Genomic DNA, 21,060 nt, shown 5'->3' with positions numbered 1-21,060 from the left:
GGCAACATCGGCGTAATTTCCGAAGACGGTAAGCTCAATGTTAGATTAGCTAAAGACGTACAAGACCTGAACAGTGTTCGTATCGGTGGCACAACCACTGATGGCAAGGGCATCTACATTGCTAACCAGACTGTAACGTACACGAAAGACGGTGCTGCTGGTGAATCTGAAAAAGGTAACTACATCACCGGCTTGACCAATAAGTCTTGGGATCCGACCAATAAGGGGTATGTAAGCGGCCGTGCAGCTACGGAAGATCAGTTGAAATCCGTTTACGACACGATTGACCAAAATATCAAAGCTAATAAGGTCACGAGTGGTAAGAACATCACTGTTGATAAAGATAACAAAGTTAATCTCAACGATGAAATTACCTTGGGTGATGCAGCTAGCAATAACGTAGCTATTAGTGGCACAAACGGCACAATCACTGCCGGAGATGGCGGCTCTAACCAAGTTGCTATTGATGGTACAAAATCCACAATTACTGCAGGCACCGGTGATAACAAGGTAACGGTAGATGGTAACAATGGCCTGGTAACAGTAGGTGATACCACTAAAGGCGCAATCTCTATCGGTAACCAAACGGTTACACCGAAGGTTGTTGGTGCTGATGGCACTGAAACAGATGGTACGGCTAAATCTGGCCAATACATTACCGGTCTCGACAACACTACCTGGAATCCGACTGGTGAAGGTTATGTAGCCGACCGTGCCGCTACGGAAGGTCAGTTGAAGGATATCGCCGATCAGATCAGCAACATCGATACAGCTGTTAAATCTTCCAGCCGTGTATTTGAAAGTGATTCTACTGAACAAGTAACACGTAAGAATACCGACCCAATGAAACTCAAAGGTGGTGCTACTGGTGAATTGTCTGACGGCAACATCGGCGTTGTAAATAACAGTGATAAGACTGGCTTTGACATTAAGTTGGCTAAAGATATTAAAGGTCTGAACAGCATCGAAGTGAACAATAAGATCACTATCGGTACTGGCGACAACCAGACCATCATCGAAGGTGACACCATCAATACCGGTTCGGTCACGACAGGCAACACGACGGTCAACAACGACGGCTTGACGATTGTAAATGAAGATTCGTCGAAGAACATCACCATCAATAACAACAACGTCAACATGGGTGGCAATGTCATTAAGAATATCGGCGAAGGATCCGAACCTACGGACGCCATCAACAAAGGTCAGTTCGACCGCGCAATCAACAACCTTGGCACGGGTATGAATCAGATTAATAACCGTGTCAACAAGTTGGATAATCGTGTAAACCGCGTCGGTGCCGGTGCAGCCGCCTTGGCAGCCCTCCATCCGCTGGAATTCAGCCCGGATGCGAAATGGGAAGTCACGGCCGGTGTCGGTAATTACCGCGGCGCCAATGCCATCGCCCTCGGTGCTTTCTATCGTCCGAACTTCGACACGATGTTCAGCATCGGGACGTCTTACGGCGGCGGTGAAAACATGATCAATGCCGGCGTAACTTGGAGAATTGGTGAAGGGGAAACGAAGGCTTATCCGTCCAAGACGGTTATGGCTCAGGAAATTGACGATCTGAAAACTGTCGTATCGGAACAGCAAGATCAGATTGAAGAATTGAAGAAACTCGTCAACTCCTTAATCAACAAATAATATTTCCTCCCTCTTTGTGAAAGGCCCTGCTTCTTTTGGGAAGCAGGGCCTTTTGCTATACTAAATTTGTATGCATAAATCATGCTGAAATTTCACTTAATGGATTGACTTTTCTTATTGTGAAATTATATAATGAATACAAAGATAAATAAGGACAAAGGTGTTTTGTGAGAACACACTTCGCCTTTATTCACGGGATATGCTTATAAATTTATACGAAAGGATTGATTGGCTATGTTGTTTCGAACCTTGTTGGGGATGAGATGGGGCGATTTATCGGATGATGTTCGGCAAATGCTGTTGGAACGCGCTGACCTCGATACGTTTAACGGGGCTGACGGCGAACGATACAGTCAAGGGACCCTTCATTTCCGCAATACCCTGATGGGGGTTCAGGCTGCCATCGGAATGGACCGTTTTTCCGGAGACATGGAAAACAACGGAGTTTTCATTGACGATGACGCCGTTCTTTTTCGCATATAAATTAGTTAAATAAGAATACTTTGCACAATCCGATGATGATGAGTGCAAGGACGATAATGACACTGATAACCCGAGTCTTAGTAAAGATCTTCGGGTTATTTTGTATGTTTTTTGGCGGGACCGGTGCCGGTACTTCCTGCTTCGTGCCGCAGATGGGGCACATGAGGACGCCGTCACGAAGTTCTGTTCCGCAGGTTGGGCAAATCATGGTATCAACTCCTATTCTCTCTTTACTATAGATGTCTCCATTCTCTATGTCAAGAAGTTATATTTTAATAATATAAACGGTATATATAATAACTTGCACAACTCGGTCGATGGGGATATACTTTTAATTATTTAGAACAAAATATTGTAAGAAAGAAGGAGAATAGCGGTTTGAAACGAAAAATTGGTTTGAGTACACAGATTTTGATTGGGTTGGCCATTGGGGCCTTGGTTGGATATTTGTTTCCTGATTTTGGAGACAAGCTGAAGCCTGTTGGCGACGCTTTTTTACGGATGATTAAGATGATCGTCGTCCCCCTTATTTTCAGTACACTCGTCATGGGGATTGCCGGCACGGGCGATTTTAAGAAGCTCGGACGCCTTGGGGGCAAGGCCATCATTTGGTTTGAGTTTGCGACGACCATTGCCCTGGCCATCGGCCTGTTGGTCATGAATTTAGCAGAGCCCGGTGTGGGCGTTACCTTGTCGGCTTCGGCAGCTAATGCGTCTCATGCGGCAGCGGCCAGTCAGCACAGCGTCGACCTCGTCGACTATGCCGTTCATATCGTGCCCAGTAATATCATCGATGCCATGGCTCGTCAGGATATGCTGCAAATCATTTTCTTCGCCTGCTTCTTTGGCGTCGCCGTCGCTCATATCGGTGAAAAAGGTGAGCTGATCGTCGATTTTTGTCAGAGCGTGGCCGAAGCGATGTTCAAGGTAACGGCCTATGTCATGCACTTTGCGCCCCTCGGCGTCTTTGCCATGATTGCCTACACTGTCGGGAGTTACGGCATTGCCATGCTCATTCCTTTGGGCGAACTCATCGTGGCGGTAGCCGGTGCGACGACGTTGTTTATCTGTATCGTGGCTCTCATCGCCAGTGCTTTTACGCGAATCAATTTTTTCTGCGTCATCCACGCTTTGAAAGACATCCTCTTCTTGGCCTTTTCGACGGCAAGCAGTGAAGCCGCCCTTCCCGGTGCCATGAAGCGGTTGGAAGCCCTGGGTGTTCCTAAACCGATCGTTACCTTTGTCATGCCGACGGGATATTCCTTCAACCTCGACGGCTCGACGCTGTACAGTTCGGCGGGCATCTTGTTTATCGCCCAGCTCTATGGCATTCAAATGCCCATTGAACAGCAGCTCTTGGTCATGGTTACCCTCATGTTGTCGACGAAAGGGATTGCCGGCGTTCCCGGTGCCGGTATCATCGTTGTCGCCGCCACGGCTGCAGCTTTCAACCTTCCGACGGAAGGTGTCGCCATTTTGCTCGGCATCGACCGTATCTTGGACATGATCCGTACGATCTGCAACGTCTGCGGCAACTGTATGGCGACGGTCGTCGTTGCCTTTTGGGAAAAGGATTTGACCAAGGCTGATTTCTATAAAAATTATCGTGCGTTTCTAGAGGACAAAGAAGCCTAAACTTGCCAAGAGTTTCAATAGCAATACTAGACTAAATCTGTTATAATAATGGGGTAAACAAGTGATCCGTAAGGCATGTCTGACGGAAAACTTCATCGATGAGCCTCCGTGCTCTTCTGCAAAGGACTGTCTGCGCAGGCGAGGCGAAAGCACATAGTGATTATCCTAAGGTTCTGTGCTTTCACACAGAACCTTTTTTGTTTATTAAGGAGGAGACCTTATGGAAACGCGAGTCGCTTTAATCGGTATTATTGTCGGCAACCGCAATGAATCAACGAAATTGAATGAAATTTTGCATGAATACGGTCAGTACGTCATCGGCCGCATGGGCGTCCCCTACAAGGATAAAGACATCAACGTTATCAGCATCATCGTCGATGCGCCCCAAGAAGTCATCAGCGCCATGTCGGGCAAGATCGGCATGATTCCGGAAGTCAGCACCAAGACGATTTATCCGCCTCTGCCGCAGTAGGAGGGACGTATGCTCAAAATTGCAATTTACGGTAAAGGCGGTATCGGCAAGTCGACCATGACCAGTAACTTGGCTGCTGCCTTTGCCTATTTGGGGAAGCGGGTCATTCAGATCGGCTGTGACCCCAAGGCCGATTCGACGTTTAATCTCCTTGGCGGCGAACCCTTGCTGCCGGTCATGAATTATCTCAGGGAGCACGACGAAGATCCGGAGTCGATCGAAGACATTTCCCGCATCGGCTACGGCGGCATCCTCTGTATTGAAACGGGGGGACCGACGCCGGGCCTGGGCTGTGCCGGCCGAGGCATCATCGCCACTTTTTCTCTCCTCGAAGATTTGGGCCTCTTTGAAACGTATAAGCCCGACGTCGTCTTGTATGACGTCTTAGGCGACGTCGTCTGCGGCGGTTTTGCCGCGCCCATTCGGGAAGGCTATGCGGAAAAGGTCCTCATCGTCACGTCCGGTGAAAAGATGGCCCTCTATGCGGCCAATAACATCAATACGGCAGTCACTAATTTTGCCGACCGCAGCTACGCCAAGGTAGAAGGCATCATCTTCAATCGGCGCAATATTCCCGATGAAGATGCCAAGGTTCGTACCTTTGCCGAAAAGGCGGGTCTCACCATCGTCGGTGATATTCCTCGAAGCGACGATATCAACCGTTATGAAGAATTGGGTCAGACCGTTATCGAAGGCAATCCGGACCTTCCCATCAGCAAAACCTTCCTCGATTTGGCTCGAAAATTATTAGAAGACAAGGATTGATTATGACAGAAAGAAAACCTTTTGCCATTACGGTGCAGGACTTGGTCGCCCGCGGTCGGAATGATATTCCGGCAGAGCTGATCACGTCGACGCACCTCATCTATAATTCGCCGGCCGCGCTGGCCTTTAACTCGCCCGGTGCCCAAGGCTTCGGTGTAAAGCGGGCGGGACTTTCCATTCCCGGCTCGGTCATGATTCTCATCGGCCCCGGCTGCTGCGGACGCAATACGACGATTCTCAGTGAAATGGGCGGCTACAGCGACCGATTTTTCTTCTACATCATGGATGAAACGGACATCGTAACCGGTCGTCATCTGAAGAAAATGCCCCAGGCCGTCTGCGAAGTCGTCGACAGCCTGCCGGAAAAGCCGTCGGTCGTCATGGTCTGCATGACCTGTGTCGATGCCCTGCTGGGAACCGATATGGAACGGGTCTGCCGCAAGGCGGAACTGGCTGCGGGACTGCCTGTCGTGCCCTGTTATATGTACGCCTTGACTCGCGAAGGGCGCAAGCCGCCTATGGTCGACGTCCGGCGGGCCATTTATTCCCTCTTGGAAAAGGAACCCCGTCAGCGACGGACGGTCAACCTCTTGGGCTATTTTTCGCCTTTACAGGATGACTGCGAGTTTTACGATATCTTAAAGGCCATCGGGTTTAACCAAATCAATGAAATTTCCCGCTGTGCCGACTTTGCCGCCTATAAGGCTATGGCTCGGGCCAATGTAAACTTTGTCCTCAATCCTGAATCGCGGCTGGCCGCTCAGGACTTGGAACAGCGTTTGGGCATTCCCAGCATCGAATTGACCCGTCTCTATCAGGTCAGTCAGATTCACAACCAGTATCAGGCCCTGGCCAAAGCCCTGGATGTGACCATTGATGACGAACCTTGGCTGGAACAGGCACGGGCCGTCGTCCACCGGATGCAGGAAAATTACAGCGGTACGACCGTTGCCATCGGCGAGATGCAGAACGGCAACGCCTATGAAATGGCCCTGGCTCTGACGCGATACGGTTTCGTCGTCCGCGAAATCTATGCCAACCTCGGCCCCGATGATTTCGTTTACCTCCGCCATTTGGCTGAACTGAGTCCGGAAACGAAAGTGTACTCCAACTTATCGCCGTCTATGCTGTATTACGAAGGCGATGATGTGTCCATCGATGTGACCATCGGCAAGGATGCTGCATACTATCACGAACAGGCTGCCCACCTTCATTGGGACGAGGATATTCAGCCCTTCGGCTATGCCGGGGTCGTTTCCCTGCTGAACCGTTTGGAAGAAGTCCTCTTGGAAAGGGAGAAACGATGAGAGGTTTATGGAAATATATATCGCCCTTTGCGCCGGATCAGTCCGGAGCGGCAGCTGTTCTTTACGGGTTAAACGGTATCGTCGTCATCTGTGACGCCGGCGGCTGTGCCGGCAATATTTGCGGCTTTGACGAACCGCGCTGGTTCAGCGGAAAAAAGAGTGCCGTCTTCAGCGCCGGCCTGCGCGACATGGACGCCATTCTCGGCCGTGACGATCGACTCGTTGAAAAACTCTGCGACGCTGCCGAAACGATCGATGCCTCCTTTGCGGCCATCGTCGGCACGCCGGTGCCGGCCGTCATCGGGACGGACTACAAGGCCTTGAAGCGGATGGCGGAAAAGAAAATCGATTTGCCGGTCATCACCATCGATACGACGGGCATGGATTATTACGATAAGGGCATTGAACATGCTTATGAAGCTTTGTTTCCGGCTTTTGCCGATAAGAGCCTGAAACCGGAGGCCGATACGGTCGGTATCCTCGGCGCCGTCCCCTTAGAGCTCATGCATCCCGGCGACATCGAATGGATCAGCCAGAGTCTGGCTGAAGAAGGCTGGAAGCAGATTTTATTGTTCGATGAAATTGATGACTATAAGAACGCCGGCAAGGCGACCCTCAATATGGTCGTATCGCCGGCAGGCCTTAAGGCGGCGCAGTACTTGAAGGAAACCTTCGGCACGCCTTATGAGCTCCATTACTTCGGCCTCGATGCCGTCGTCGACTTCGACGATAATTTATTTGCCGGTAAGAACGTCCTCATCATCCATCAGCAGGCGGCGGCCTCAGCCATGGCGGCCATGGCCGAAGAAGCCGGTGCGGCTCGGGTGACGACGGCGTCGTGGTTTATGGATAAGCCCGAAGCGCGGTATGAAAATCACGTTGTCTTGAAGGAAGAAGACGATTTGCGCGACCTTGCCGACAGTGACAATTTTGACCTCATCCTCGGCGACTTGTACTATCGCCGGGCCTTGCCGAACTTCCACGGCCAATACGTAGATTTTCCGCATTTTGCCGTATCCGGGAGGGGATAAGATGAGGAGCGAACGGATCTGTGTCTTCGGCATCGTCCAAGGCGTCGGCTTTCGGCCTTTTGTCAGCCGCATTGCCGATGCCAATGGGATTTTCGGTTCGGTCTGCAATAAGGGCTCTTATGTGGAAATCATTGCTCAAGGTGATGATGCGCAGCTGGCCGCTTTTCATGAAGACCTGGAAAAGAAGGCGCCCGAGCGCTCGTCAATCTTGAAGGTCGTCACGACGGCTGTCGAGGTTCCGGTCTATGATGATTTTTTGATTATCGAGAGCGCCAGGGAAAAAGGCGATATTTTCGTGTCGCCGGACATTGCCATCTGCAAGGCTTGTCAGAAGGAGCTCTTTGACAAGAACGACCGCCGCTATCTCCATCCCTTTATCAACTGCACGGCCTGCGGGCCGCGGCTGACGATTCTCGACTCCATGCCCTATGACAGGGAGCGGACGAGCATGGGGGAATTTCCCATGTGCCCGGAGTGTGAGTATGAATACACCCACGCTGAGACGCGGCGTTACGATGCCCAGCCCGTCTGCTGCAACGACTGCGGCCCCGAAGTTTACCTTCTCGACCGTAAAGAGCGGGGACGGGAGGCCATTACGGCGATTCGGAAAGCCATCGTCGACGGGAAAATCGTCGCCATCAAGGGCATCGGCGGCTTCCACCTCTGCTGCGACGCTCGCAATGAAGAGGCCGTCAGCACCCTGCGCCAGCGTAAAGGACGACCGGTGAAGCCCTTTGCCATCATGATGAAGGACGTCGACGCCGTTCGCCGGGAATGCCTCATTCCCGATGGGGCAGAAGATGTTCTCGACGGCCATCAGAAACCGATTATCTTATTGGCTAAAAGAGACGGTCTGACATTGGCGCCGTCCGTTGCGCCGGGCAATCCGTCCATTGGCGTCATGCTGCCCTATACGCCGCTCCATCTCTTGCTGTTTACCTATGACGACGGCTTGGAGGTTCCCGACAGCTTGGTCATGACCAGTGCCAATGAGTCGGGGGCCCCCATCTGCCATAACGATGAAGAAGCGCGGCAGGAACTTTCCGGATTGGCCGACCTCGTCTTGTCTCATAACCGGCGCATCCGCCTGCGGGCTGACGATTCGGTCATGGACTGGTACGACGGCAAGCCCTATATGATACGCCGTTCGCGGGGCTATGCGCCGCTGCCCTTCTTTTATGGGAACGGGCAGGAAAAGGATGTCCTGGCCATTGGCGGCGAGCTGAAGAATTGCTTCTGCATCGGCCGCAATAATTTATTCTATCCGTCGCCCTATATCGGCGACATGAGCGATATACGGACCGTTCAGGCCCTGCGCGATTCGGTTCAGCGCATGGCGTCTTTATTGGAAGCGTCGCCGTCGGCCGTGGCCTGTGATCTCCATCCGGCCTACAATACGGCGGCCGTGGCCCGCGAATTGGGCCTTCCCGTCGTGACCGTCCAGCATCACTACGCACACATCCTGTCCTGTATGGCCGAAAACGACTGTGAACAGCCCGTCATCGGCGTTTCCTTTGACGGGACGGGCTACGGCAGCGACGGGACGATTTGGGGCGGTGAAATCCTCATCAGCAGCCTTCAGGGCTTTGAACGGGCCGCTTCCATCGAGCCTTTCTGGCAGCGAGGTGGTGACGTGTCGGCTAAAGAGGGCTGGCGCATTGCCGTCAGCTTGATTGATGGACTGTGGTCGGATCGCCAGCGTGTGGCGTCTATCGTCGAGACTTTAAAACTTTGTGAGTCTAACGAATTGGCGGCTCAATTTTTCTTGGCCGATCAGCAGATCAACAGCGTCATCTCGACCAGTGCCGGCCGCCTCTTTGACGGCGTCAGTGCCATCTTAGGCCTTTGCCGGTCGTCGACCTTTGAAGGCCAGGCGGCGATGACGCTGCAGTTTGCCGCTGAACGCTGGGAAAAGGCTCACGGGGCGATGGAAGTCGTACCTATTGAGCCCGTTGAAGGCGACGGACGATGGCTGCTGCCGACGTCGGCGCTGGTCAAAGACCTCGTCGAACAACGCCTTTCCGGCGACGATCCCGATAAATTGGCCTATGAATTTCACTGCCGATTGGCTGGCATGGCTGTCGGCATCTGCGCAAAAATTCGCAGTCAGACGGGCCTTGAGACGGTTGCCCTAAGCGGCGGTGTTTTCCAAAATCGACTGCTTTTGCGCCTTTGTGATGAGGCCCTGCAGCAGCGCGGCTTTACAGTCTTACGGCACAGCCTGGTGCCGCCCAATGACGGCGGCATTGCCTTGGGACAGGCGATATATGCGATGTACCATGAAAATGTTTAGATAGATGAAGGAGGGGTTATCATGTGTGTAGGTTTACCCGCACGTGTTATGAAAATTCAAAATGGAATGGCGCTCGTCGATGCGTCCGGAGCGAAACGGGAAGTATCGGCCGCTTTGATCGATGAATTGGATCCCGGCGATTACGTCATGGTCCACGCCGGCATGGCCATTGCCAAGATTACCGACAACGATGCCGATGAAACCGATGACATTCTGGAGGACTTGGATTGATGGCAGAAGGGAAGAAGCGGACGGCCCTGGATATCATTCAGAATTACGACGGGCCGAAAATCCGCATTATGGAAGTCTGCGGGACGCATACCCACGAAATCTTCCGCCTCGGCATCCGGCAGATTTTGCCGAAGCAGGTCGACGTCATTTCCGGACCGGGATGCCCGGTCTGCGTTACGCCCGTCGGCTATATCGATCAGGCCTTGTGGCTGGCTCTCGAAAAAGGGGTTACGGTCTGCACCTTTGGCGACTTGGTCCGCGTTCCCGGCACCTCGATGAGCTTGGCCGACGCCCGCAGTAAAGGCGCTCACGTTGAAATTGTTTATTCGCCCATTGATGCTTACGAATACGCCAAGGCTCACCGTGACGAAGAAGTCGTATTCTTAGCTGTCGGCTTTGAAACGACGACACCTCCGTCGTGCCTGGCCGTTAAGCAGGCTATGGCTGACGGCTTGACCAATTTCTCCTTGCTGACGGCCAATAAGACCATGCCCATGGCCTATGATGCCATGAAGGGCAGTGCTGATGCCTTCCTCTATCCCGGTCACGTCGATGCCGTCATGGGCACTAAGGCCGGCGAAGCCATGGTGAAGGAAGGAATGTCCGGTGTCGTCGCCGGTTTTACGGCTAAAGAATTGCTCACGGCCTTTGCCGTCATCTTGGCCAAGTTCCCGCAGGGGAAGCCTTTCTTTAAAAACTGCTATCCCCGTGTCGTTACAGAAGAGGGGAGCCGCTCGGCCCAGGCCTTGATGGCTGAATATATGGAACCCTGCGATTCGGAATGGCGCGGATTAGGCGTCATCCCCCAGTCGGGCTTACAGCTGCGGGAAGAATTTTCTGCCTGCGACGCCTGCAAGAAGTACGGCATTCCAAAGATGGACGGCAAAGCCAATCCGGGCTGCCGCTGCGGCGACATCCTGAAGGGCCAGTGTAAACCGCCGGAATGCCCCTTATTTGGAAAATTATGTACGCCGGAACACCCGGTCGGCGCCTGCATGGTGTCCCACGAAGGTGCCTGCTCGGCCTATTATTTATATGGAGGAAATGCCCATGAGTAATCTTATTACCTTAGCACACGGTGCCGGCGGCAAGCAGACGGCGGAACTCATTGATCGCGTCTTTAAAGCTCATTTTTCAAATCCCCAGTTTACCGGGGACGATGCGGCTGTTTTGCCCATTGGCGGAACGAATCTGGCTTTTACGACGGACGGCTTCATCGTGTCGCCGCCTGAATTTCCCGGTGGCAATATCGGTAAACTCAGTATCTGCGGGACGGTCAACGACTTGTCCTGCATGGGGGCGAAACCTCTTTACTTATCGTGTGCCTTCGTCATTGAAGAAGGCTTCCCCATGGAAAAAGTCGAAGCCTACGCCAAGGCTATGGCTGAAACGGCTGCTGAAGCCGGCGTCCGCATCGTTGCCGGTGACACTAAGGTTGCCGGTAAGGGCCAGGTCGACCACCTCTTCATTACGACGACCGGCATCGGTCAAATCATGGACGGCGTCCGAACTTCAGGGACCTTGGCAAAACCGGGCGATGCCATCATCGTCAGCGGCGACGTCGGCCGCCACGGCTGCACGATTCTCCTCGAACGGAACCAGTTCGGCATCGATGCCGATGTGACCAGTGACTGCGCACCTTTATGGGGAACGGTCGAAAGCATGCTCAACACGACCAAGGACATCCACGTCATCCGCGATGCCACGCGCGGCGGCGTCGGCACGGTCCTCTATGAAATCGCCGCCCAAAGTAAGGTCGGCATTCATTTGGACAGCCAGGCCATCCCTGTCGATCCGGCTGTCCGCGGCGTCTGCGGCATGTTGGGCTTGGAACCGTTGTATCTGGCCTGCGAAGGCCGTTTGGTCATCTTCGCCCCGCGGGATGTGGCTGACGATCTCGTCGCCGTCCTGCGTAAGGGAAAATATTCGCAAAATGCAGCCATTATCGGTGAAGTTACGGCCGACCAGCCGGGCCGCGTCGTCATGCGCACAGAAATCGGTGCCGAAACGCTGCTGCCGCCGCCGGGCGGTGAATTGCTGCCCCGCATTTGTTAAGATGGAGGTACGGGAATGATATACGAAAATGAAGCGAATCCGCCCCAGGCGCGGCGGTATAACCATGTAACGCCCGATGGGGCAAATATTGCCATTGGCAAGGCGTCCTTCCCCAAGCCCTTCTATATCGGCCTGCAGTACGCTTCGCCGGCCCGAGGCCATTGGACGATTGCCCATTCGCCGATGCTCATTCCCGGCTGCCATGAAATCTACGTCTGCTGTGCCTGCTGCCTCCACGGCGTCGTCTTGTCGGCCGATGAAGTGCCTGAAGGGGCCGGCCGCTTCTCCATGGTTACCCTGACCAATGAAAATTTGATCAAGGGCAACTTAGAAGAAATGATGATCGACGGCATTGCCCATATCATCGACGAACTGCCGGAGCGGCCGAAGTGCGTCGAAGGCTTTACGAGCTGCATGCAGCATTTCCTGCACATCGACCTCAACGTCGTCTACGGGACTCTTCGCGAGCGCTACCCTGATATCGACTTCATCGACGGTTATATGATACCGACCCTGCAGCGCCGTTATTCGCCGGACGTCCTCGGTCGCCGTCAGCTCATGCGGGCCGTCCAGCCCTTGCCGCGAAAGAAGGCTGTCAATTACGTCGTCAATTATTATCCCGTCGATGAGGATAATGAATTGAGCAAAATGCTCCGAGACGGCGGTTACGACATCCACGATTTTGCCGACTGCAAGACGTATGAGCAGTATAAGGCCATGGGCGAATCGGAAGCCAATATTTATTTTCTGGAAAACTCTGAGCCAGCGGCCAAGGACATGAAGCGGCGCTTGAAACAAGAGGCCCTCTATCTGACTTATTCTTATGACTACGCCGTCCTGCGGCAGAATTTGCAGACCGCAGCCGACGCCTTCGGCCTTGCCATGCCCGACTGTGACGCCTTTGAAAGGGACATCGAAGCCAAGGCTAAGGCCCTTCTCAAAGAAGTCGGCTCGACGCCCATTGCTATCGACTACACGGCGACGCCGCGTCCCTTGGGCTTGGCCAAGTTCCTCTTGACCCACGGCTTCCATGTTTATGCTGTCTACCTCGATAAGATTTTACCGGGGGAAAAGGAGGCCTTTGACTTCTTGCAGAAGGAATATCCCGACCTCGAACTGCGGTCGGCCATGCACTTTAAACGAGGGCTCCTGCCGCGGGATGATAGTAAAAAGTTTGGCAAGGTCTTGGCTATCGGTCAGATGGCGGCTTATTTTACCGATACGAAGTATTTCGTCAACCTCATCGAAAACAGCGGCCTTTACGGTTACGTCGGCCTGTCGAAAATCCTCGACTGGATCGGTGAAGCCAATGCCGCAGAAAATCCCAAGATGCGGGAAATCATTCAGATAAAAGCCTGGGGGTGTCACGGTTGAAACAAGCACAGCGAGTCTTATCGACGTATGCCGTCGACATGTTTGGCATCGCGTCGTCGCTCTATGAATTAGGCGGCCTCATCGTCATGCATGATGCATCGGGCTGCAACTCGACGTACGATACGCACGATGAACCGCGGTCCTACGATACGCAGAGCATGGTCTATATTTCCGGCCTCAATGAAATCGATACCATTCAGGGTAACGACCAGCGGCTCATTGACGACATTGCCGAAGCGGCCGAAGCGGCACAACCTTATTTCATCGCCATCGGCGGCAGCCCCATGCCAAACGCTATCGGGACTGACTTTAAGGCCATTCAGCGACTGGTAGCCGATCGGACCGGCCTTCCGACCTTAGGCTTTCGCACGGACGGCATCCACAGTTATCTGCCCGGTGCCGGCGGAGCCTATGTTTGGCTGGCCAAGCAGTTTGTCAAACCGGCTTCGAAAAAGCCCGAGCTTCCGGCCAAACGGGTCAACCTTTTGGGCTTGACGCCCCTCGATTTTTCCGTCGTCGGCAATGCTACGACGCTGAAACAGATCGTGACTGACGCCGGATTTACCATTCAGAGCTCGTGGTCCATGGGCGATACCCTGGACGGCCTTTCGACGGCGGCGGATGCCGATGTCAATGTTGTCGTCTCGTCGACGGCCTTTTACCTGGCCCAGTACCTTCGCGATACCTATGGGATTCCCTACGTCGTCGGCATTCCCATGGGCGAAAAGGGGACGGCCGATTGGCTCGAAGCCCTGCGGAAAGGCGATTCTTCTTATGTGACCGGCCTTACGGGTGACGAAGAATACGTCAAGGCTCAGTACGCCTTGGCCGACCTTAATGCCTGGAAGACGGAACAGGCTTACGACGACACGCCTTGTGACGTGCTGGTCATCGGAGAACCGGTCTATCTCCAGTCGATGAAGGCCTTCCTTGAAAAGGAAATGGGCGTTGAAAAAGTTCGCCTGCTCTGCCCCTTGTCCGATGCCCCGCAGTGGCTCTTGAAGGACATGGAAGTGGCCAGCGTCGAAGCCGTCATCCGCCAGGAATGCCGCAAGGCGCGAAGAGTCATTGCCGATCCGATTTATGCGCGGTTACTGCCGGATGAGCCTGATAAATTTATTTCCATGCCTCACGAAGCCTATTCCGGCCGTCACTATCACGACGATATGCCCATTTTTGTCGGCTCGTCGTTTACGGCGTGGATGAAAGATAAACTGAAATAAGAAGGAGACTGACTATGCGGAAATTTGCCATTTATGGAAAGGGCGGCATTGGGAAATCGACGACGACGGCGAACGTGTCGGCGGCCTTGGCGTCGATTGGAAAAAAAGTCGTCCAAATCGGCTGCGACCCGAAAGCCGACTCGACCTTGAATCTGCTCCATGGCGAACCGGTCATGCCGGTCATGGATTACTATCGCCAATATACGGAAGGTCCGGACTTCGATCATATCGGACGGGAAGGCTACGGCGGCGTCTTCTGCATCGAAACGGGCGGACCGACGCCGGGCCTTGGCTGTGCCGGAAGGGGTATCATTGCTACCTTTGACCTTATCGACGAATTGGAAGTCTTTGAAAAACTTTCGCCGGACGTCGTCATGTATGACGTCTTGGGCGACGTCGTCTGCGGCGGCTTTTCGGCACCGATCCGCGACGGCTATGCCGATGAAATCTTCATCGTCACGTCGGGGGAAAAGATGGCCCTCTATGCGGCGGCCAATATCTTTAAAGCCGTAGAAAACTTTAAGAGCCGCGGTTATGCCCAAGTAAAAGGGCTGATCCTCAATCGCCGCAACGTCGATGATGAATATGAAACGGTCAAGGCTTTTGCCGATGAACACGGTCTGCCCATCGTGGCCGACATTCCCCGCAGCAAGGAAATCCAGTTTTATGAAAACAAGGGAATGACCGTCGTCGAAGGCGATCCGGAGCTGCCCGTAAGCCGAATCTACCGCGATTTGGCTCAGCGGCTGCTGGAAGTATAGAAAGGAAGTAAGGCCATGGGAATGAATGACACGCCGTCAGGCGAACGCGTCCATATCGGATTTTTCGGCCGCCGCAATGCCGGGAAATCAAGTGTCGTAAACGCCGTTACCGGCCAGAACCTGTCTATCGTATCGGCTACCAAGGGGACGACAACGGACCCCGTTTACAAGGCCATGGAGCTCCTGCCCTTGGGGCCGGTGGTCATCATCGACACGCCGGGCATCGACGACGTCGGTGCCCTCGGTGAAGAACGGGTGCGCCGGACGAAACAGGTCCTCAATAAGACCGATATTGCCGTCGTCATCGTCGATGGGACGGAAGGCTTGGCTCCGGCTGATGAAGAGGTATTGGCCCTCATTCGGAGCAAAGGCCTGCCTTATCTTATCGTCTATAATAAGGCCGACCTGGTGAAGCATGTGGCTGAGGCCGATGATCATGCAATTCATGTCAGCGCCTTGACCGGCGACGGCATTTACGAATTGAAGGAAAAACTGGCCCGGTTGAAGCCGGCTGACGCCGAGGCTCCCATCGTCAGCGACCTCATTCATAGCGGCGACATGGTTGTTCTCGTCGTGCCCATCGATTCGGCAGCGCCTAAGGGACGCCTCATCCTGCCGCAGCAGCAGACGATTCGGGAAATCCTCGACAGTAACAGTGCGGCCATCGTCGTCAAGGAAGATGAACTGCCCCATACCTTGTCCTGCTTTACGAAGAAGCCGTCGTTGGTCATTACGGACAGTCAGGTCTTTGGACGGGTCTCGGCCGATACGCCGGACGATATCCGCCTAACGTCCTTTTCGATTTTAATGGCTCGCCATAAGGGCCTCTTGGAATCGGCTGTCCGCGGCGTCACCGCCGTCGATAAGCTGAAAGACGGAGATACGGTCCTCATTGCCGAAGGCTGTACACACCATCGCCAATGCGACGACATCGGTACGGTAAAGATTCCTCGCTGGTTGAAGGAGTATACGGGTAAAGATATCTCGATTGAAACGGCCAGCGGCCGCGATTTTCCTGAAGATTTGTCGCCCTATGCCATGGTCATTCACTGCGGCGGCTGCATGCTCAACGGGCGGGAAGTCGGGTACCGCATGAAAACGGCTGCCGATCAGGCCGTTCCCATTACCAACTACGGCATTGCCATTGCCTATATGAAGGGAATCCTGCGGCGGAGTCTGAGTGTCTTCCCCGATTTACAGGAACTGCTGTCGGCACATTAGGCGAACAAGACGAAAAAAGCAGCCCGTGAAAGGCGGGCTGTGAGGTGGATTTATGGCAAACTTATCGCTTAAGCTTGAACAAAAAACTAAATTGATGCAGGTCCAGCGCCTGACGATTCAGCTTTTGGCCCTCCACGGTCAGGAGTTGATGGACTTTCTCCAGGAACAGGTAACGGATAATCCTCTCCTCGACATCCGCTACCATGACGTCCGTGGAGCCGGGGATAAAACTGAAAAGCCCATCGACAATATTAAAAGCCGCAGTGCATCCCTCGAATCGCAGCTCATGGCTCAGCTCCGCGTCGTGTCCGTGCCGCGGCCGATTCTCTTGGCGGCGGGACTGGTCATCGGTTCTCTCGATGAGAAAGGCTTTTTCCAAGGTGATTTATCCTCCTTAGGTGACGGCTACGGCCTTTCGGAAGAGGACATGGAAAAAGGCCTGGCACTGGTCCAGACCTTTGATCCGCCGGGCATCGGAGCCCGGAATATTTGTGAAGCCCTGCTTATCCAGACGCGGCGCCGCAGTGACGGGCCGCCCAAGACAGAAGAACTCTTGACCCGGCACTATGATGATTTCCTGCGGGGGAAGTGGTCGAAAATCCAGCAGGGGTTGGATTTATCGGATAAGGATTTGCGCGACATTCGGGATTTTTTGAAGACCTTGTCCCTTCAGCCGGCCGGTCAGATCGAGCAGGATGAAGTTTACATCCGCCCCGACGTCGAGATTTATCTTGAAGAGGGCGGGACATTAGCTTTCCGCTGGCTGGAAGAGCTTCCCGACGTCTATTTTCGCGATGATTTATACGCCGAGTATGGAGCCCAGAAAGATAAGAAGACACTGGCTTATATCCGCAAAGCCCGGAGGGCTTTTAACGATCTGGCGTCGGCTTTGGCCTATCGCCGCCTGTCCATTGAACAGGTCATGAACTGTCTCTTGACTCGTCAGGAAGGCTATTTTCTCCACGGTCAGCCCTTGGAGCCGCTGCGCCAAAAGGACATTGCCGAGGAAACGGGCCTCAGTACGGCGACGGTAAGCCGCGTCTGCCGCAACCGGTACGCCCTGTTTGGCGGTAAGGTATACGGGCTGCAGTCTTTTTTAGCTACGGCTTACAGCCGTCAGCGCGAGGAAGAGGACTTTGTTTCTGATAAGGCCATCATGAAGAAAATTCAGGCGCTTATCGCAAACGAGGACAAGGAGCATCCCTATTCGGATCAGGATATAGCCGACTATTTTTCGGCCATCCATATTGCCATAGCCCGGCGGACGATTACGAAGTTCCGGCAAAAATTAAATATTCCCAACAGCAATATCCGGCGCCGATGTCGATGAGGCCCCTTACGGCCGCATCTTATTGAAGATGGTCTGCCGCGACACGTTGAGCAATTTGGCTATATCCTTTTGGCTATAGCCTTTTTCTTGAAGCTCTTCGATGAGGATTTGCTGGATGGTCACCTCTAAATGCTTCATGTTGAGGGTCAAAGACGCCGTGTCGAGGAGGGCGTCTTTTTTATTTTGGTCGGCAATGTCGAAGAGGGCATCATAGGACTTGTCGAGGGTGTCGCCGAAGATGAAGTAGCGCAGGGCGACGCTGTGGAGCTCGCGGATGTTGCCCCACCAGTTGTGCTGGACGAGGACTTTTTTTAAGGCCGGGCTGAGTTGGCATTTTTGATGGCTTAAGGTTTCGACGAAGTGGGTGAACAAGTATAGGATGTCGTCAGGCCGATCGTTTAAAGGCGGCAGATTGAGGCGCAGGGTGTTGATGCGGAAGTATAAGTCGCGGCGGAATTCGCCGGCTTCGACCGAGGCGATGAGGTCGGCGTTGCCGGCCGAGATGATGCGGATGTCGAGGGGGATGACGTAGTCTGAGCCGAGGCGCATGACCTGTTTCGTCTCCAAGACGCGCAGTAGTTTCGATTGGATGCTGGGGGCCATGCTGTTGATTTCGTCAAGGAAAATCGTTCCCTTGTGGGCCATTTCAAAGAGGCCGGCCTTGCCTTCTTTGCGGGCGCCCGTGAAGGAGCCGCTGACGTAGCCGAAGAGTTCGCTTTCGAGGAGGTCTGTCGTCAGGGCGGCGCAGTTGATGGCCACGAAAGGCCCGTTGCGGCGGTCGCTGGCGTTGTGGATGCTCTGAGCGAAGAGTTCTTTCCCTGTACCGCTTTCGCCTTGAATCAGGATGGGGGCGTTGTACTCTGCCATGGTGGCGGCCCGCTGAATGACTTTTTTCATGTTGCCGTCGACGGTCTTGATGTCGTCGAAGTGATGTCTGGCGGTCATGCCGGTCTTGGTCAGCTTATAGCGGATATTTTTTTCCAGGCGCTGCAGCTCTGTGACGTCGCGGAGGGTCATGATGTAGTGGGAGCTGCTGTCCATGAGGAAGAAGTCGGAGTTGGCGATGAGGGTATAGGGCGGACGGCGGATGATCGTTTCGTGGAAGGACGGTTTGTTCCCTTCGACCCAGTCCGGGAAGATATCGCGGATATTTTTCGTCGTCGCCGACACGCCCAGGAAGTCGGCAGCCCTTTTGTTGAGATGGGAAATGGTGCCGCCTGTGGAATAGAGGATGATGCCGTCCGTGACGTGGGATAAGATGGACGACATCATGGACAGCTGTTGATTGTCCTTTTCTTTGAATGACAGCAGTTCTTGGGCGTAGAGCAGGACCGACAGCATCGTCGATTCGCTGGGCTTGATGGGGTAAATCGGCATCGGACTGGGATTGGCGATTTGGGGCAGGAGGGGACAGCCGACGATGGCCGTGTCGGCCGTGACCGGTATCTGCCGCACCCGTTCGAGGAGTTCCAAGTGCGTCTTATCGAGGCTGTAGCGGGGGTAAAATACGATTTTCTCCGACAGCTCCGGCGGACAGGCTTCCTTGTTGAACATGAAGTTTTCATTGAGCAGCAAGTGGATTTTTTTGTAATTCGGGGCAATGGCCCGCAGGGCATAGAGGGCGTCGTTGGTCGAGCTGTACAGACAAAGGATGGGAATGGTGTCGATGGCCTTGGTCAGTATCTGGTGGGCGCCGCTGGTGGTGATGATGACCTTGGTTCCTTTTTCGACTAAGGCATGGGCTTGGGCGACGAGGTTGGGAAAGTCGATGATTTCGACGTCGATGATGAAGTGGTGTTGTTCTAATTTCTCCTTATATGTGTCTAAGATGGTGTGAACCATCTGCTGCATGGAAAGGTCGGAAATCAGGAAGGCAATTCTATCCATAAGTTTCTCCTTTATATTTCATTAAAAATTACCGAAAAGTTCTCCTTCTATCATAAAAAAATATGAAGAGAATGTAAAGTATGTAACGAATTTTTTACATATTTTGAATATCAATTAGCTTATCAATATGAAAAAATGGCTTAAATTCGATAATATCATAGTTGGCATGATTATTTCATATATATTGTCGAACAGATAAATGAGCTGATTCAACGAATGAGGAGGTATGAATTATGAAAAAATTATTGTCCGGTGACGAAGCCATCGCCAGAGGCTTATATGAAGCCGGCGTTTCCTTTGCTTCGGCTTATCCCGGTACGCCGAGTACGGAAATCTTGGAAAACGTCTCGACTTATGATGGCATGTACTCTGAATGGGCACCGAATGAAAAAGTTGCTATGGAAGCGGCTATCGGCGCTTCTATGTCTGGTGTCCGCTCTTTCGCAGCCATGAAGATGGTCGGTGTCAACGTAGCAGCTGACCCGCTGTTTACGTTCTCCTACTTAGGCATGAACGGCGGTTTTGCCTTCGTATCGGCTGACGATCCGGGCATGCATTCGTCCCAGAATGAACAGGACAACCGCAACTATGCTAAATTCGCTAAAATCGCCATGTTTGAACCGTCGGACTCCCAGGAATGCATCGACATGACCAAAGAAGCGTACCGCGTCAGCGAAAAGTACGGCGTTCCCATGATGATTCGCATGACGACCCGTGTCTGTCATTCGAAGAGCCTCGTTGAAGAAAGTGATCGTGTAGAGGTTCCGGCCGTTCCCTATAAGAAACAGCGCGAAAAGATGGATGCCGTCCCGGCCATTTCCAAACAGCGCCGCTACGTCGTCGAAGAACGGGAACAAAAATTGAAAGAATACGCTGAAGAATGTCCTTTTAACGTCGTCGAAATGCACGATACGAAGATCGGCATCATCTCTGCCGGCTCGGCCTATATGTATGCCAAAGACGCTTTAGGCGACAAGGCTTCTTACTTGAAACTCGGCTTTACCTACCCCTTGCCGATGAAGAAAATCAAAGCTTTTGCCGATTCCGTCGATGAACTGTACGTCGTCGAAGAACTCGATCCCTTCATGGAAGAACAGATCCGCCAGGCCGGCATCGCCTGTCATGGCAAGGATGTCATCCCCAAGATCGACGAACTCAACCCGAATATCGTTGCCGAAGGCATTTTGAAAGAAAAGGCAGAAGGCTTCGACGTTCCCGATACCTTGTTCGTTCCCCGTCCGCCGGCTCTCTGCGCAGGCTGTCCGCACCGCGGCTTCTTCTACGAACTGGGCAAACGGAAGGATACGGTCATGATCGGCGATATCGGCTGTTACGCCTTAGGCGG

Annotated in this window: 19 protein-coding genes; 17 read left to right on the top strand and 2 right to left on the bottom strand. The window is 53.3% G+C overall.

The features are described from left to right. On the top strand, window positions 1–1,647 hold a 1,647-nt coding region (locus tag TX77_RS11465; protein ID WP_044505214.1), incomplete at its 5' end, for a YadA-like family protein. A 234-nt stretch (window positions 1,648–1,881) separates the two neighbouring features. Beyond that, complete coding sequence (locus TX77_RS11460) at window positions 1,882–2,130, top strand: hypothetical protein (RefSeq protein ID WP_044505213.1); 249 nt, start codon at window positions 1,882–1,884, stop codon at window positions 2,128–2,130. Window position 2,131: 1 nt separating this feature from the next. Here TX77_RS11460 and TX77_RS11455 read toward each other — a convergent pair whose 3' ends face one another. After that, window positions 2,132–2,338 (bottom strand): zinc-ribbon domain-containing protein, encoded by a 207-nt coding sequence (locus tag TX77_RS11455; protein WP_044505212.1) that lies wholly within the window; start codon window positions 2,336–2,338, stop codon window positions 2,132–2,134. A gap of 170 nt (window positions 2,339–2,508) precedes the next feature. Here TX77_RS11455 and TX77_RS11450 point away from each other — a divergent pair, with 170 nt between their 5' ends. The 14 genes from TX77_RS11450 to rpoN all read left to right on the top strand — a co-directional run bounded on the left by TX77_RS11450 (window position 2,509) and on the right by rpoN (window position 17,828). Then, window positions 2,509–3,765, top strand: a complete 1,257-nt coding sequence (locus TX77_RS11450; protein ID WP_044505211.1) for a dicarboxylate/amino acid:cation symporter — start codon at window positions 2,509–2,511, stop codon at window positions 3,763–3,765. A gap of 220 nt (window positions 3,766–3,985) precedes the next feature. Beyond that, window positions 3,986–4,237, top strand: coding sequence for a TM1266 family iron-only hydrogenase system putative regulator (locus TX77_RS11445; protein WP_044505210.1), 252 nt, complete (start codon window positions 3,986–3,988; stop codon window positions 4,235–4,237). Between the two features lie 9 nt (window positions 4,238–4,246). Next, entirely contained in the window at window positions 4,247–5,002 is a 756-nt protein-coding gene (locus TX77_RS11440; RefSeq protein ID WP_044505209.1) for a nucleotide-binding protein, read from the top strand. A gap of 2 nt (window positions 5,003–5,004) precedes the next feature. Then, window positions 5,005–6,309, top strand: a complete 1,305-nt coding sequence (locus TX77_RS11435) for a nitrogenase component 1 (protein ID WP_044505208.1) — start codon at window positions 5,005–5,007, stop codon at window positions 6,307–6,309. After that, window positions 6,306–7,340: a nitrogenase component 1 gene (locus tag TX77_RS11430; RefSeq protein ID WP_044505207.1), complete on the top strand. Its 1,035-nt coding sequence runs from the start codon at window positions 6,306–6,308 to the stop codon at window positions 7,338–7,340. Before TX77_RS11435 ends, TX77_RS11430 begins: the two co-directional genes overlap by 4 nt. 1 nt (window position 7,341) lies before the next feature. After that, complete coding sequence (hypF, locus tag TX77_RS11425) at window positions 7,342–9,633, top strand: carbamoyltransferase HypF (RefSeq protein ID WP_044505206.1); 2,292 nt, start codon at window positions 7,342–7,344, stop codon at window positions 9,631–9,633. Window positions 9,634–9,654: 21 nt separating this feature from the next. Beyond that, window positions 9,655–9,864 (top strand): HypC/HybG/HupF family hydrogenase formation chaperone, encoded by a 210-nt coding sequence (locus TX77_RS11420; RefSeq protein ID WP_044505205.1) that lies wholly within the window; start codon window positions 9,655–9,657, stop codon window positions 9,862–9,864. Continuing rightward, window positions 9,864–10,922 carry a hydrogenase formation protein HypD gene (gene hypD, locus TX77_RS11415; protein WP_044505204.1) on the top strand — a complete coding sequence of 353 codons (1,059 nt, stop codon included), beginning with the start codon at window positions 9,864–9,866 and terminating at the stop codon, window positions 10,920–10,922. Before TX77_RS11420 ends, hypD begins: the two co-directional genes overlap by 1 nt. Next, window positions 10,915–11,919, top strand: a complete 1,005-nt coding sequence (hypE, locus tag TX77_RS11410) for a hydrogenase expression/formation protein HypE (protein ID WP_044505203.1) — start codon at window positions 10,915–10,917, stop codon at window positions 11,917–11,919. Before hypD ends, hypE begins: the two co-directional genes overlap by 8 nt. 15 nt (window positions 11,920–11,934) lie before the next feature. Beyond that, complete coding sequence (locus TX77_RS11405) at window positions 11,935–13,293, top strand: nitrogenase component 1 (RefSeq protein ID WP_044505202.1); 1,359 nt, start codon at window positions 11,935–11,937, stop codon at window positions 13,291–13,293. Next, on the top strand, window positions 13,290–14,516 hold the full coding sequence (locus tag TX77_RS11400) for a nitrogenase component 1 (protein WP_044505201.1): 1,227 nt from the start codon (window positions 13,290–13,292) through the stop codon (window positions 14,514–14,516). The genes TX77_RS11405 and TX77_RS11400 overlap by 4 nt, the downstream gene beginning before the upstream one ends. A 14-nt stretch (window positions 14,517–14,530) precedes the next feature. Beyond that, the gene (locus TX77_RS11395) at window positions 14,531–15,277 is read left to right on the top strand and encodes a nucleotide-binding protein (protein WP_044505200.1); all 747 of its coding nucleotides are present in this window, start codon (window positions 14,531–14,533) and stop codon (window positions 15,275–15,277) included. Between the two features lie 15 nt (window positions 15,278–15,292). Further along, a complete protein-coding gene (gene hydF, locus TX77_RS11390; RefSeq protein ID WP_044505199.1) occupies window positions 15,293–16,498 on the top strand; it encodes a [FeFe] hydrogenase H-cluster maturation GTPase HydF in 1,206 nt (401 codons plus the stop codon). Window positions 16,499–16,550: 52 nt separating this feature from the next. After that, window positions 16,551–17,828, top strand: coding sequence for an RNA polymerase factor sigma-54 (gene rpoN, locus TX77_RS11385; protein ID WP_071822368.1), 1,278 nt, complete (start codon window positions 16,551–16,553; stop codon window positions 17,826–17,828). A 6-nt stretch (window positions 17,829–17,834) separates the two neighbouring features. Here the strand turns inward: rpoN and TX77_RS11380 are convergent, their stop codons facing one another. Beyond that, window positions 17,835–19,715 (bottom strand): sigma-54 interaction domain-containing protein, encoded by a 1,881-nt coding sequence (locus TX77_RS11380; RefSeq protein ID WP_044505198.1) that lies wholly within the window; start codon window positions 19,713–19,715, stop codon window positions 17,835–17,837. Between the two features lie 233 nt (window positions 19,716–19,948). Between TX77_RS11380 and TX77_RS11375 the strand changes: the two genes are divergently transcribed. Next, window positions 19,949–21,060 (top strand): indolepyruvate ferredoxin oxidoreductase (locus tag TX77_RS11375; protein WP_044505237.1); only part of this gene is annotated, 1,112 nt, incomplete at its 3' end.

Source organism: Megasphaera massiliensis, assembly GCF_000455225.1.
Taxonomy (GTDB): domain Bacteria; phylum Bacillota; class Negativicutes; order Veillonellales; family Megasphaeraceae; genus Megasphaera; species Megasphaera massiliensis.
This window is presented reverse-complemented; position numbering and strand designations above follow the sequence as displayed.

Excerpts from the sequence above, each read along its gene's own strand:
- TX77_RS11440 (WP_044505209.1), top strand. The coding sequence starts at position 4,247 with ATGCTCAAAATTGCAATTTACGGTAAAGGCGGTATCGGCAAGTCGACC.
- hypF (WP_044505206.1), top strand. The coding sequence starts at position 7,342 with ATGAGGAGCGAACGGATCTGTGTCTTCGGCATCGTCCAAGGCGTCGGC.
- TX77_RS11460 (WP_044505213.1), top strand. The coding sequence starts at position 1,882 with ATGTTGTTTCGAACCTTGTTGGGGATGAGATGGGGCGATTTATCGGAT.
- TX77_RS11395 (WP_044505200.1), top strand. The coding sequence starts at position 14,531 with ATGCGGAAATTTGCCATTTATGGAAAGGGCGGCATTGGGAAATCGACG.
- TX77_RS11380 (WP_044505198.1), bottom strand. The coding sequence starts at position 19,715 with ATGGATAGAATTGCCTTCCTGATTTCCGACCTTTCCATGCAGCAGATG.
- TX77_RS11405 (WP_044505202.1), top strand. The coding sequence starts at position 11,935 with ATGATATACGAAAATGAAGCGAATCCGCCCCAGGCGCGGCGGTATAAC.
- hydF (WP_044505199.1), top strand. The coding sequence starts at position 15,293 with ATGGGAATGAATGACACGCCGTCAGGCGAACGCGTCCATATCGGATTT.
- TX77_RS11445 (WP_044505210.1), top strand. The coding sequence starts at position 3,986 with ATGGAAACGCGAGTCGCTTTAATCGGTATTATTGTCGGCAACCGCAAT.
- rpoN (WP_071822368.1), top strand. The coding sequence starts at position 16,551 with ATGGCAAACTTATCGCTTAAGCTTGAACAAAAAACTAAATTGATGCAG.
- hypD (WP_044505204.1), top strand. The coding sequence starts at position 9,864 with ATGGCAGAAGGGAAGAAGCGGACGGCCCTGGATATCATTCAGAATTAC.
- TX77_RS11430 (WP_044505207.1), top strand. The coding sequence starts at position 6,306 with ATGAGAGGTTTATGGAAATATATATCGCCCTTTGCGCCGGATCAGTCC.
- TX77_RS11455 (WP_044505212.1), bottom strand. The coding sequence starts at position 2,338 with ATGATTTGCCCAACCTGCGGAACAGAACTTCGTGACGGCGTCCTCATG.
- TX77_RS11435 (WP_044505208.1), top strand. The coding sequence starts at position 5,005 with ATGACAGAAAGAAAACCTTTTGCCATTACGGTGCAGGACTTGGTCGCC.
- hypE (WP_044505203.1), top strand. The coding sequence starts at position 10,915 with ATGAGTAATCTTATTACCTTAGCACACGGTGCCGGCGGCAAGCAGACG.
- TX77_RS11420 (WP_044505205.1), top strand. The coding sequence starts at position 9,655 with ATGTGTGTAGGTTTACCCGCACGTGTTATGAAAATTCAAAATGGAATG.